Consider the following 12099-nt stretch of genomic DNA (forward strand, 5'->3'; position numbering starts at 1 on the left):
AGCGTCAGCCGTTGTGACGTCCCGCGGCGCGGCGGCGCAGGACGATGGTGCCGGCGCCCGCGAGCAGCAGAGCGCCGGTGGCCGAACCGACGAGGGTGGCGGTGCCGGTGTCTTCGGCCGGGGCCTCGCCCGCGGCGACGCCGCCCTTCGGAAGGTCCTTGGCGGCCGCGGCCTTCCTGGCTTCGAGCTCCTTCGCCTTCTTGGCGTCCTCGGCCTTCTTCTCGGCCGCGGTCTTGTCTTCTCCCGTGACCGCGCTCGGCGTGGGCGTCGGGTCGTCGGCGACGGCCGCTCCGACCGGGACGAGCATCGCGCCGGTCGCGACGGCGGTCAGAACGGCGAAACGCAGGGTGCGTTGGCGGGACATGTATCGCTCCAGTTCCAGCCCGGCCTTGGTGGTACCTGGTTGGCGAGCCGCACCAGGTTCCGGGCATGGCCCCACACTTGCGCCCACTTGTGAAGAAGCTGTCAGAAGCTCATGGTCATCGCATCAGGGCTGTCCAGGGGCCTCACCGGCCCCCGGAATTCCGCGGTTCTTCGCAGCCCCCTCCGGTCCGTTCTCCGGTCCGGTGGAGGTTGTTTCGTCCCGGGTGACCGGCAGCCACAGGGTGAAGACCGAGCCCTGTCCCTCCGTGCTCACGACACTCGCCGTGCCACCGTGGGCCTCGGCGAGCTTGAGGACGATCGCCAGGCCGAGGCCGCTGCCGCCGGTGCTCCGGTTGCGGGACTTCTCCGCCCGCCAGAAGCGGTCGAACACATGAGGGACGTCGTCCGCGGGGATGCCGCTGCCGGTGTCGGCCACCTCTACGGCCACCTGGTCCCCGGAAGCGGTGACGTACGAGCGCATCGTCACCCTGCCGCCGGACGGTGTGTGGCGTACGGCGTTGGAGACCAGGTTGCTCATGGCCTGCCGCAGCCGTACGGGGTCGGCGTCGAGCAGCGGCGGTCGGGGCGCGTCGGGCGGCGCCGCGGGGACCGCCAGGGTGACACCCGCGGTCTCGGCCAGCCCCTGGTGCGCCGCGGCGACCTGGCCGAGCAGGTCGTCCACACGCACCGGCTCCAGATGCAGGCGCAGCGCGCCCACGTCGGCCGCCCCCAGGTCCTGGAGATCGTCGACGATGTGCTGAAGCTGTACCGCCTCCTCGTGCAGTGAGGAGACGAACGCCGGGTCGGGTTCGGCCAGACCGTCCTGCGCCGCCTCCAGCCAGCCGCGGATATTGCTCAGCGGAGTACGCAGTTCATGGGCGACGTCGCTGACCATCACCTTGCGCTGCTCCTCCAGCCGCGCCCGGTGTGCGGCCATGTCGTTGAAGGCCGCCGCCAGCCGTCCGATCTCGTTGTCCGAGCCGACCGGTACGGGCGCCGAGTCCATGCCGTCCCGCATCCGCTGGGCGGCGCCGGTGAGCGCGTGCAACGGGCGTACGAGCCGGGCTCCGGCGATCACCGAGGCGCCGACGGTGAGGGCGAGGACCAGGGCGGTGACCCCGGCGATGCGTGCGGTGTTGGCCGGTGAGAGGTCGAAACCGGGCACGCCGGCGGCGTCGGTGCTGTCGATGAACAGCAGTGCGGGCGCGGCGACATAGGACGTGAGCTGTTCGCGGCGGGCGCTGCCGACGCAGGCGGCTATGGCCCGGTCGTGCTTGCTGCTGTGAGCCGCGGGCACGCGCCCGTCATCGGTCGCCTTCTCCTTGGCCGCCCTCGCCAGCGCCGCCTTCTCCTCGACCGCCTTCTGCTCCGCGGCCCGCTGCTGGGCGTCCGCCTCCTGCTTGCTGAGGCCGGTCGTGGGAAGCGCGGCCGGTATGCCGGTGTCCGTGCCTCCCGTCCCGTATCCGCGGTCCCAGGACAGGTCCAGGTTCAGTTTCACGCCCGTGCGGCCCTGCCGCTTCAGACAGGCGTCGGTCAGTTGGTTGAGCGCGCGCAGGGCCTTCCTCTCGGTCGGCGTGGGGCCGGACGCGTAGGACGTCAGGCACTTCACTTCCATGGAGCGGTCGGTCTCACTGCTCACGAACTGGACGCGGGACCGCCCGCTCGGACTCTCGACGACGTCCGCGGCGATGCCCGCCGCACCGAGGCACTTCGCGCTGTCGGCGCTGGCCTTCCGCAGGAGCGTACGTTCCTGCGCGGGCAGCAGGAACGGCCCCACCGCACGTGGATCGACGCGGTCAGCGCCCGCGGAGGCGGTGTCGGGCACCAGCACGGTGTCGACGGACAGCGGGTCGACGACCGCCGAGGCCTGCGGTGGCAGCGGGGCGGTGGTGGAGGAGGTGCCGTTCGAGTCGTCGGAGGAGTCGAAGAGGGGTCGCTTGTCCTGGGTGGTCAGCACGATCCGGCGCTGGGACTTCCCGGCCAGTTTGCGCACGGTGCCGTCGACGCCCTCCCAGCCCGGGTGGGTCGCCGCGTACCCCAGCAGGGTGTTGTAGATCTCGGCATCGGCGCTGAGGTTCTGGCCCTGCTCCTGGCGGATCGCGCCGGAGGTCGTCTGCACGGCGAGCCAGGCGGTGGCGGCGACCGAGCACGAGGCCACCAGTGCCGACACGGTCAGCAGGCGCCCGAGCAGGCTCTTGCGGAGCGGCAGCCGCGCCCGCTCGTCACGACGACGCACGGCGCACGCTCTTCGCGTTGGTACTCGTGTCGGTCCTCTTGGTCCTCGCGGGATCCGTCAGCTTGTAGCCGACGCCGAAAACGGTGAGCAGCCGGTCCGGCCGCCGGGGTGCGCGCTCGATCTTCTTGCGCAGATTCATGACGTGTACGTCGACGGTGCGGCCGCTGATGTACTTGTCGAAGCCGTGCAGTTCCTCCAGGAGCCGCTGCCGGGTGAAGACCCGGTCGGGCTCCGCCGCCATCGCGGCCAGGATGCGGAACTCGCCGGGCGTGCACACGACCGGCGTCCCCCCGACCGACACCTCGTGCCGGGCCGGATCGACTCTGAGAGCGCCCACCGACAGCGCCCCGTCCCCGGCGGCGCCGGGCGTGGGGTCGGGGGCGGAGGGGGCGGTCCCCTCGGAGCTCCGGTTGCGGCGCAGGAGCGTACGCACCCGGGCCACCAGCTCACGAGGACTGAACGGCTTGGTCACGTAGTCGTCGGCACCGAGGTCCAGACCGAGCAGCAGATCGTCCTCGGTACTGCGGGCCGTCAGCATCATCACCAGCACTTCGCGGCCCTCGGCGCGCAGGATCCGCACCACGTCGAGGCCGTCGGCCCGGGGCATCATCACATCGAGGACGAGCAGGTCGGGTTCCCGGTGCCGAACCTGCTCAAGAGCCGTCCGGCCGTCCTCCACCACCGTGACCGTGTGTCCCTCGTGCTCCAGATAACGGCGCACCAGTTCGGCCTGCTTCGTGTCGTCTTCAGCGACCATGATGTTTGCGCACACGCCGGAGAGCGTAACGACCGTGGAGCCGGGGACGGTGGCAAGTGACCTTTTCGGGCGGGGAGTTCAGGCCACCGTCATGACGTCGGACCGCGTCGGCGCGGTCTCGGCGAGGCCCCCGTCGGCCGACGGCCGGCACGTTCTCCCGGCGCGGCTTCCCGTACGTCCACGCGCTTGTGCAGGAGGGACGGCGCGGCCCGACCGTGTACGCCGTCGACGAGATGCCTGCCTACACCAATCACGTCGGCCGGGTCGCAGAGAAGATCGGCCCGAGGGGAGCGAGCCGCGGGCCTTCACACGCTTGGCCTGACCGCAGGCGTCCAGCCGATCGAGGACCAGGCGGGCGATGCGGGCGGGCACCGGCCTCGTACGAACCCACAGGACTCGGCGGTGGAGGCCGTTGCCGCCCTCGGAGAAACCACTGGCGTCCGTTTGGCGTGCACATGTGCAGGAACCGCGGGATGCTGACGGGGAGCGCTGCCCATGACCTGACGAGCAGTGGTGGTGAGCGCCATGGCTGGGCTGGAGGAGAACGGTCCGGAACCGACCACATCGTGCGCCGATCCCCAAGGAGACCCGTTCCTGCACACGCGGTTCGCGATACCGGCACGTCCCGCGACGTTCCTGCGACGGGAACGGCTGGTCAGGCACCTCGACCAGGCTCTGCGGACGCCGTTGACCATGGTCAGCGGGGCCGCGGGCGCGGGCAAGACCCTGCTGGCCGCCGACTGGGCCGTGCGAGGGGACCGGCCCGTCGCCTGGCTCACCAACGACGCCACGGCCCAGGGCTGCGGCATGTTCTGGGCGTACTTCCTCCAGGCCCTGAGCGCCTCCGGTGTGCCGCCGCCCGCCGAGGTCGGCTCCCCCGCCGACGCGAGCCGCGTGGACCAGACGCTGCTGACGCGACTCGCCGCAGGTCTGAGCGACCGGGACCGGCCCGTGATCGTGGTGCTCGACGAGTACGACCGTGTGACGGCGCCGGAGATCGCGGAGCAGCTGGAATTCGTCCTGCACCACGCGGGACGGGGCATGCGTCTGATCCTCGTCACCCGCACTGAGCCCCTGCTGCCGCTGCACCGCTACCGGGCGGTCGGAGACATGACCGAGATCAGGGCCGCGGAGCTGGCCTTCACCCCCGAGGAGGCGGCCGCGCTGCTGGAGCTGCACGAGCTGCGCGTTCCGGTGTCCGCCGCGCGGACCCTGGTGGAGCGCACCCGGGGATGGGCCGCCGGACTGCGACTGTGTGCCCTGGCCGCGCAGGAGAGCCCGGATCCGGAGACGTATCTGAAGGAGTTCGAGGTCGATCGCACCACGGTGGCCGACTTCCTGCTGGCGGAGGTGCTCAAGCGGCAGAGCCCCGAGGCGCAGGACCTCCTGCTGCGGGTCAGCGTCCTCGACCGCTTCGGTCCCGAGCTGGCGAACGCGCTGACCGGGCGAGCCGATGCCGAGTCCGTCCTGGCCGGGCTGCACCGCGAGAACGCGTTCGTCGAGTACCTCGGGCACGACCGGTACCGACTCCACCCGCTGTTCGGTGAGATCCTCCACGCCCATCTGCGCATGCGCTCTCCCGGTCTGGAGCCCGAACTCCACCGACGGGCCGCGACCTGGCTGCGGGACTCCGGATCCCTCGCGGAGACGCTCGGCCACGGTGCCGCCGCGGGCGACTGGGAGTTCACCGCCGGCGCCCTCGTCGACGACCTCGCCATCGGCCAGCTCTTCACCGGTCTCCGCTCGGACCATCTGGCCGAGCTGTTCTCGGGGATGGGCCCCGAGGCCACGAGCACCGCCACGGATCTCGTCCGGGCAGCCCGTGAGCTGGCACGGAGCGACCTCGACCATGGTCTGCCCCACCTGCGGCACGCCGAGCAGAGCCTTGCGGAGGAAGAGCGGATACCGGCCGGGGACGCTCCTCCCGGCCTCGCGGCGGCCCGGTTGAGCTGCGCCCTGCTGGAAGCCCTGGCCGCCCGGCTGACCGGTTCGCCGGCGAGGGCGGAGACGGCGGCGGAGACCGCCGAGGAACTCCAGCAGGAGGTGCCCGCCCAGCTCCTGGACGCCCATCCCGAAGTCGCCGCCCTGCTGTCGACCCATCTCGGCTCGACGCGGCTGTGGGCCGGGCGCTTCGAGGACGCACGTGACGCCCTGAGCACGGCGGTCGCCTGCTCCGGGGGAGCCTCGACGGCCCTTCCGCGCGAGGAGTCCCTCGGCCATCTGGCCCTGATCGACTATCTGAACGGCTGGCCCGGCCGGGCGGAGCGCAAGGCCCTGGCTGCGGTCACCGAGACCGACCGGTTCGGTCTGAGGGAGGAGTCCGGCTCCGGCATCGAGCTGCTCGTCCTGGCCGCCGTGGCCGTCGACCGCAACGAACTCGACCGGGCCCAGGCCCTCCTCGACACGGCGGCCGACTCCCAGCACGCGATGCGGGACCCGGTGATGCGCGCGGGGCGGGCCCTCGCCACCGCGCGGCTGCTCCTGGCCCGCGGCGAGACGCACGCCGCGCTCGAAGCGGCGGAACCGGGCGTCGCCGCCGACGTGGTCTCCCCCTGGTCGGAGGCGCACCAGGCGCTGGTGACCTCGGCCGCGCACCTGGCGGAGGGCCGGCCGGAGACGGCCGCCGAGCTGCTGCAGGAGGTCCCCGGCGACCAGCCGGTGTGTGTCGTGGGGGCCGCACGGGCCCAGCTCGCCGCGGGCCGGCCCGGCGAGGCGCTCGACCTGCTCGACCGAGTGAGGCCCGAGAGCCGTACGGGTCCCGCGGTGACCGTCCGGGCCTCGCTGGTGCGGGCCCAGGCCGCGGACCGGGCCGGGGACTCCGCCACCGCGCGCAGACTCGTCGCCCATGCCCTCCACGAGGCTCGGCGCGAACGGCTGCGGCGCCCCTTCCTCGAAGCCGGACCGTGGATCCGGCCCCTGCTGGGCACGGTGCCGCTGCGCGGGCTGGCCGAGGGCTGGCTCACCCCCGGACCGCCACCGTGCGACGCGCAGCGGGCTCGCCCTGGAGACCAGCCGCCGGCACCGGTCGTGGAGGAGCTGAGCGGGCGCGAGCACGACGTACTGGAACGGCTCGCCCAGATGATGTCGACGGAGGAGATCGCCGCCGATCTGTATGTGTCGGTGAACACGGTCAAGACGCACCTCAAGAGCGTCTACCGGAAGCTGTCGGTGAACCGGCGCCACGACGCGGTGCATCGCGCACGGGAGCTGCGGCTGCTGTGAGCAGGTGGCTGTGCCTTCGAAGCCTGCCCGGCCGGGGACTCCTGCCGGGGCCCGTGCCCAGCCGGGTGCCCATGTCCCGCGGAGGGCCTTCGCACCGCGCCCGGCTCGCCCGTGCGGGGTGAGGCGCGGGGCCGGTTCTTCGGGTGCGATGGGGGTGGCGGCAGGGCATCGGCCGGCCGCTGCCCGGTGGACTCCGCCGGGCCCCGGGGCGACTCGGCGAGGTGGGCACCTTGAGGCACTGGCGGGCGCTGATGGTCCTGGGTACGGCCCAGTTCCTGATGGTTCTGGACACCTCCGTCATGAACGTGTCCATCAGCCAGCTGGTGGAGGACTTCGACACCGAGGTCACCGCGATCCAGGCCGTCATCACGCTGTACGCGCTGGTCATGGCCGCCTTCATGATCATCGGCGGCCGGCTCGGAGACATCTTCGGACGCCGTCGCCTGTTCCTGTTCGGGCTGGTCGTCTACGCCACCGGGTCGGCCCTGACCGCCGTGGCCCCGACCCTGTGGGTCCTCGCGCTGGGCTGGTCGGTCATCGAAGGACTGGGCGCCGCGCTGGTGCTGCCCGCCATGGCGGCCCTCGTGGCCGAGGCGTACCGCGGGCGGGACAGGGCCGTCGCGTACGGCGTCATCGGCGGACTCGCCGGAGCCGGAATCGCGGTCGGCCCGCTGCTGGGCGGCTGGGTGACGACGTACCTCACCTGGCGGCTGGTGTTCGCCGGTGAGGTCGTGGTCGTCCTGATCGTGCTCTGCTTCCACCGGGCGATCACGGAGGAACCCAGGACCGGTCCGAGCCCCCGACTGGACGGAGTGGGTGCCGCGCTCTCGGCGACCGGGCTCGCGCTCGGCGTCCTCGGCGTGCTGCAGAGCGGCTCCTGGGGATGGGTGCAGCCCCGCAATCCGCCCTTCACCGTCTTCGGCTTCGCGCCCACGCTGTTCGTCGTCGCCGCCGGGGTGGCCGTGCTGGCCGCCTTCGTGCACTGGGAGAAACGACGCGAGGCGACCGGCGCCGAGCCCCTGGTGCATCTGCCCCTGCTGCGCAAGCCCGCGCTGCGATCCGGCCTGATGACACTGGTGAGCCAGAACCTCATCCTGCTGGGGCTGTTCTTCACCATCCCGCTGTATCTGCAGGTGGTGCAGGGTTTCGACGCCTTCCAGACAGGTCTGAGACTGCTCCCGGTGTCCATCACCATGCTCGCGGCCTCCATGGTCGCCGCCCGGCTCGGTCGGGCGGCCGGACCGCGCCGGGTGGTCCGGCTGGCCCTGGCGACCCTGGTCGGCGCCGTCGTATGGCTGCTTGCCACCATCGACCCGGTGATCGACGACGCGCAGTTCGCCGGAGCCATGGCCCTGCTCGGAGTGGGCATGGGGCTGCTCGCCTCGCAGCTGGGCAATGTCGTCCAGTCCAGCGTGGGCGACGAGGAACGCAGCGAGGTCGGCGGGCTGCAGTTCACCGCCCAGAACCTGGGCTCCGCACTCGGCACCGCCCTCATCGGATCGCTGCTCATCGGCGCCCTGGCCCATGCCTTCACCACTCAGGTGGAGAAGAACCCGCAGCTGTCGGAGGAGACTCGGCAGCAGACCGGAGTCGCCCTCGAGTCGGGCATCACCTTCGTGCCCACCGACCAGGTGCGCTCGGCCGCCGAACGCGCCGGGCTGCCGCCGTCCGAGGTCGACGCCATCGGCGACTCGTACGCGTCGGCGCAGCTCAACGGTCTGAAGGCGGCGATCCTCGCCACCGGCGGGATCACACTCGCCAGCTTCCTGGTCACGCCTCATCTGCCGACCCGAGGGGCCGGCCGTCCGAAGCAGCCCGACGCCGGCGCGCCCACCGGGTCGATCGGCTCGACCGGCTGACCGATCGGCTCCGGCCGGCTGACTCCGAGGGAGGTCGCGATGTCCGAGGCCGAGCGCACAGCGGCCCGAGCGAGCAGTGCCGAGCGCCGGGAGCGTGCCGACTACACGGGTGGCGTCTACGGATCCATGCTCGCCGCCTCGGTGATCGTCGGCGCCGGCTCGCTGGGCGAGTTCCCACGGCTGGAACTGGTGTTGCTGCTGTTGCTCACCGGCGTGGCGTTCTGGATCGCGCATGTGCACGCACAGCTGTTCGGGGCGCGCCTGGCGGAACTGAGTCTGGACCGCGCGATCGTGCTGCGGGTGTGCCGTGACGAGTGGCCGATCGTCAAGGCCGCCGTCCCTCCTGCCGTCGCCCTGGCCGTCAGCCCCCTCCTGGGCCTCGACCTGCCGGGCTCGCTGTGGCTGGCCCTCGCGGTCGCTGTGGCGGGCCAGGTGGGCTGGTCGGCGGCCGCGGCACGGCGGGCCGGCGCCTCCTGGCGCCTGGTGGCCACCACCGCCTCGGTGAACCTGCTGCTCGGGCTGCTGATCATCGCGTTCAAGATCTACCTGACGCATTGACGCATTGACGCATTGACGCGTTGACGGCGTTGGCGCGAGAAGCCCCGCCTCGGGGAGCGGGGAGCATCGACGCAGGTGAAGCGCGTGCCGACCGCCGTATCACCTCTACGGGGTGAGCCCCGGCGGTCCGCCGAGGCGGAGGATCGCAGGGTAAGGCCGCAGCCCGCCTGTCCCAGGCCACCCGCGGGAGCAGCTCATGCGCTACGAGATCCGCGTCGACGGTCACATGTCGAAGACGCTGACGGGTGCCTTCCCGGAGCTGGATCACGTGCTGATGTCCGGGCAGACAGTCCTGTACGGCTCCGTCATCGACGAGGCACACCTGTACGGGCTGCTGGCCCGCTGCCGGTCGCTGGGACTACGGGTCCTGGAGATGCGCCAGCTGCCGGAGTGAGCCCTCCGCCGGAAGCCCGCTCCTTGAGTCGTCCTTGCCCGTCCTTCGTGCGTCTTACTCCGGCGGTGGCTCCCGGCCCTGCCGTCGCAGGCCCGCGCGGACCGCGCCCGCGAGCACCTTGGCCGCGATGCCCACGAGGATCAGTCCGCCGAGCATCTGGAGCATCGTCACCACGCGTCCTGTCTGGGACAGGGCCGTGATGTCGCCGAACCCGACGGTGGCGAAGGTGGTCAGGGTGAAGTACAGCGCGTCGGTCCTGGTCAGCGGTTCGCTGAAGGAGCCCGGGGAGGAATGGTCCAGCAGGTAGTAGGCGGATGAGAACAGCACCAGATACAGCGCCAGCGTGACGGCCAGTGCCTCGACGGCCTTCAGACGGGGCGAGGTCGAGCGCACGATGGCCCTTACCTCCCAGAGGAAGACCAGGACGACCGCCAGCAGGCCGCACGTGAGCAGCGTCGCGGTGCGGGCCGTGCCGCGCCCGTCCAGGGGCAGCAGGTAGTACGCGGTGACGAGACCCGCCGCGATGCCCACGGCTCGTACGACGGACACGGCTGTCTCCCGCCGCCCCGGACCCGGTCGTCCCCGGTACGCCGCCTGCTCGGACCGGGCGGACTCCGTCGGGGCGGCCGCGGGATCGCTCCGGGCAGCCGCTCGATCATCCATCTCGTGTCTCTTCGTCCCGCGCGCCGCACGTCGGCGCGTGTCCTCCGGCCCCCACCTCATCGCTCCGGCGGCCCGCACGGATCACCCGCCGGGGGTGACCCGGTGGCGGGTGTCGGGCGGGACGCTGGCCGTGCGATCCCCGTGTGCCGCCTCGTCGGCGGTCCGGGAACGACCGTCCCGATCGCGCGAGGAGGAGCCATGACCGTGTCGCGTGATCCGGCACCGGGCACCGGACCGGCACACACGCCCGACGGACCGGCCCATGCGTCCGACGGGCCGGACCACATGCCCTACGGGGCGGCCCCCGTCCCCGCCGCCGACCCCGCGGCGGTGCTGGAGAAACTCGGGCGCTCCTGGACGTGGGTCCTGGGCTCCGCGATCGCCACGCTCGTGCCGGGCATCCTGATCCTGGTCTGGCCGGAGGGGACCCTGCACGTCGTGGCGGTCCTCATCGGCCTGTATCTGCTCGTGACCGGGGCGTTCCGGTTCGTCGGGACCTTCGCCAGGGAGGACCACGGCGAACGGCTGCCCGGACTGCTCCTCGCCGTGCTGTACGTCCTCGGCGGGGTGCTGTGCCTGAGGAACCCGCTGCAGACCATCGCCGCGCTCTCACTGATCGTCGGGATCGTCTGGGTGGTGTCCGGCATCCTCACCCTCTACACGGCCCTCGCCGCCCGGGACCTGCCCCACCGGGGCTTCGTCCTCGGTATCGCGGTGATCGGCATCGTCGCGGGGATCGTGGTGCTGGCCCTGCCCTCCGAGTCCACCCGGGCACTGACCCGGCTGCTCGGACTGTGGCTCGTCCTGCTCGGCGTGGCCGAGGTGGCCCTCGCCCTCGCCTGGCGCGCCGCACTCCGCAGGGCCGGTATCGCGGGGTCGCACGACCCCGCCCGGACCGCCTGAGGCCCCCGCCCGGACCGTCTCCTCTCACCCGCCTCGGGTGAGGCCGCCAGGTGGCCGCCATGGGCAGGCTGGAGGCGACAGAGAACAGCCGCCGGGCGAATGCCCGGGACGGAGGAAAGAGATGAGCGGGTCGACGTACCTCGCGTACGACTATCCCCTGCTGAGCGTCTTCTGGTCCATGCTGGTGTTCTTCCTGTGGATCATGTGGTTCGTTCTGCTCTTCCGGATCGTCGTCGACATCTTCCGTGACGACAAGATGAGCGGTTGGGCCAAGGCCGGCTGGCTGGTGTTCACCATCGTCCTGCCCTTCCTGGGCGTCTTCGTCTACGTGATCGCCCGTGGCAAGAACATGGGCCGCCGGGAGGCCGCGCAGGCGCGCGCACAGCAGGAGGCCTTCGCGAGCTACGTCCGGGAGACCGCCAAGGGCGGCGACGGCAGGCCCAGCAGTGCCGACGAACTCGCCAAACTGTCCGAGATCCGCGGCCGTGGCGACATCACGGACGAGGAGTTCCGCAGGGCGAAGGAACTGGTCCTGAGCGGCCACGGCCCGTCGGAACGCGCGGGCAGCTCCGCCGCCGACAGCTGACGGCACTCGCACTGGTCGGGGGCACCGCACGAGACTGAAACGAGGCAGCACGATGACCGCCACACACACCACGCACCACCCGCAGTCGGCCAAGCGGCCGTGGGCCGAGGGCCTGACCGTCTTCGCAGCCGTCATGCTCATGATCGCCGGCGTACTCGACATCTTCCGGGGCATCATGGGGATCGCCGAGGACGACGTCTTCGTCACGACACGCGACTACGTCTTCGCGTACGACCTCACCGGCTGGGGCTGGATCCACCTCATCCTGGGCGCCGTCGCCGTGCTGGTCAGTATGGGACTCTTCCAGGCGTCGCTGTGGGCGCGCGTCGCGGGCGTCACCATCGCCGGATTCATCATCATCGCCAACTTCCTCTCCCTGCCGTACTCCCCGGTCTGGTCGATCGTGATGATCGCCTTCTCCGGGTTCATCATCTGGGCGCTGTGCGTGGTCCGGCAGGACAGCTCCGGCGAGTTCGACCACTCCTGAGTACGACCGCTCGCGAGTGTTCGACGTGAGTGTTCGAAGCGTCATGAGCAGGCTCATATAGGCTGCACGCT

At 71.6% G+C, this 12099-nt stretch carries 11 protein-coding genes; 7 read left to right on the forward strand and 4 right to left on the reverse strand.

Going from position 1 to position 12099, the window contains the following annotated elements; translation table 11 throughout:
* Nucleotides 1–4: 4 nt before the first annotated feature.
* The 3 genes from QF035_RS47730 to QF035_RS47740 all read right to left on the reverse strand — a co-directional run bounded on the left by QF035_RS47730 (nt 5) and on the right by QF035_RS47740 (nt 3356).
* Nucleotides 5–364, reverse strand: coding sequence for a hypothetical protein (locus QF035_RS47730; protein ID WP_307528490.1), 360 nt, complete (start codon nt 362–364; stop codon nt 5–7).
* Between the two features lie 123 nt (nt 365–487).
* The gene (locus QF035_RS47735; protein ID WP_307528492.1) at nt 488–2599 is read right to left on the reverse strand and encodes a sensor histidine kinase; all 2112 of its coding nucleotides are present in this window, start codon (nt 2597–2599) and stop codon (nt 488–490) included.
* Nucleotides 2586–3356, reverse strand: coding sequence for a response regulator transcription factor (locus QF035_RS47740; RefSeq protein ID WP_307531919.1), 771 nt, complete (start codon nt 3354–3356; stop codon nt 2586–2588). The genes QF035_RS47735 and QF035_RS47740 overlap by 14 nt, the downstream gene beginning before the upstream one ends.
* A 525-nt stretch (nt 3357–3881) precedes the next feature.
* Here QF035_RS47740 and QF035_RS47745 point away from each other — a divergent pair.
* The 4 genes from QF035_RS47745 to QF035_RS47760 all read left to right on the forward strand — a co-directional run bounded on the left by QF035_RS47745 (nt 3882) and on the right by QF035_RS47760 (nt 9389).
* On the forward strand, nt 3882–6578 hold the full coding sequence (locus tag QF035_RS47745; protein WP_307528494.1) for a LuxR C-terminal-related transcriptional regulator: 2697 nt from the start codon (nt 3882–3884) through the stop codon (nt 6576–6578).
* A 230-nt stretch (nt 6579–6808) separates the two neighbouring features.
* On the forward strand, nt 6809–8437 hold the full coding sequence (locus tag QF035_RS47750) for an MFS transporter (protein ID WP_307528496.1): 1629 nt from the start codon (nt 6809–6811) through the stop codon (nt 8435–8437).
* A gap of 39 nt (nt 8438–8476) precedes the next feature.
* Entirely contained in the window at nt 8477–8995 is a 519-nt protein-coding gene (locus tag QF035_RS47755) for a hypothetical protein (RefSeq protein ID WP_307528498.1), read from the forward strand.
* Nucleotides 8996–9191: 196 nt separating this feature from the next.
* The gene (locus tag QF035_RS47760) at nt 9192–9389 is read left to right on the forward strand and encodes a hypothetical protein (protein WP_307528500.1); all 198 of its coding nucleotides are present in this window, start codon (nt 9192–9194) and stop codon (nt 9387–9389) included.
* 54 nt (nt 9390–9443) lie between these two features.
* Here QF035_RS47760 and QF035_RS47765 read toward each other — a convergent pair whose 3' ends face one another.
* The gene (locus tag QF035_RS47765) at nt 9444–9938 is read right to left on the reverse strand and encodes a potassium channel family protein (protein WP_307528502.1); all 495 of its coding nucleotides are present in this window, start codon (nt 9936–9938) and stop codon (nt 9444–9446) included.
* A 312-nt stretch (nt 9939–10250) separates the two neighbouring features.
* Here QF035_RS47765 and QF035_RS47770 point away from each other — a divergent pair, with 312 nt between their 5' ends.
* The 3 genes from QF035_RS47770 to QF035_RS47780 all read left to right on the forward strand — a co-directional run bounded on the left by QF035_RS47770 (nt 10251) and on the right by QF035_RS47780 (nt 12028).
* Complete coding sequence (locus QF035_RS47770; RefSeq protein WP_307528503.1) at nt 10251–10955, forward strand: HdeD family acid-resistance protein; 705 nt, start codon at nt 10251–10253, stop codon at nt 10953–10955.
* A 121-nt stretch (nt 10956–11076) separates the two neighbouring features.
* A complete protein-coding gene (locus QF035_RS47775) occupies nt 11077–11541 on the forward strand; it encodes an SHOCT domain-containing protein (protein WP_307528505.1) in 465 nt (154 codons plus the stop codon).
* 52 nt (nt 11542–11593) lie between these two features.
* Complete coding sequence (locus tag QF035_RS47780) at nt 11594–12028, forward strand: DUF7144 family membrane protein (protein WP_307528507.1); 435 nt, start codon at nt 11594–11596, stop codon at nt 12026–12028.
* Nucleotides 12029–12099: the final 71 nt, after the last annotated feature.

The organism is Streptomyces umbrinus (assembly GCF_030817415.1).
Lineage (GTDB): Bacteria > Actinomycetota > Actinomycetes > Streptomycetales > Streptomycetaceae > Streptomyces > Streptomyces umbrinus_A.

Coding starts and splice junctions, on each gene's coding strand:
- QF035_RS47730 (WP_307528490.1), bottom strand. CDS start 364: ATGTCCCGCCAACGCACCCTGCGTTTCGCCGTTCTGACCGCCGTCGCG.
- QF035_RS47740 (WP_307531919.1), bottom strand. CDS start 3,356: ATGGTCGCTGAAGACGACACGAAGCAGGCCGAACTGGTGCGCCGTTAT.
- QF035_RS47745 (WP_307528494.1), top strand. CDS start 3,882: ATGGCTGGGCTGGAGGAGAACGGTCCGGAACCGACCACATCGTGCGCC.
- QF035_RS47755 (WP_307528498.1), top strand. CDS start 8,477: ATGTCCGAGGCCGAGCGCACAGCGGCCCGAGCGAGCAGTGCCGAGCGC.
- QF035_RS47760 (WP_307528500.1), top strand. CDS start 9,192: ATGCGCTACGAGATCCGCGTCGACGGTCACATGTCGAAGACGCTGACG.
- QF035_RS47770 (WP_307528503.1), top strand. CDS start 10,251: ATGACCGTGTCGCGTGATCCGGCACCGGGCACCGGACCGGCACACACG.
- QF035_RS47775 (WP_307528505.1), top strand. CDS start 11,077: ATGAGCGGGTCGACGTACCTCGCGTACGACTATCCCCTGCTGAGCGTC.
- QF035_RS47780 (WP_307528507.1), top strand. CDS start 11,594: ATGACCGCCACACACACCACGCACCACCCGCAGTCGGCCAAGCGGCCG.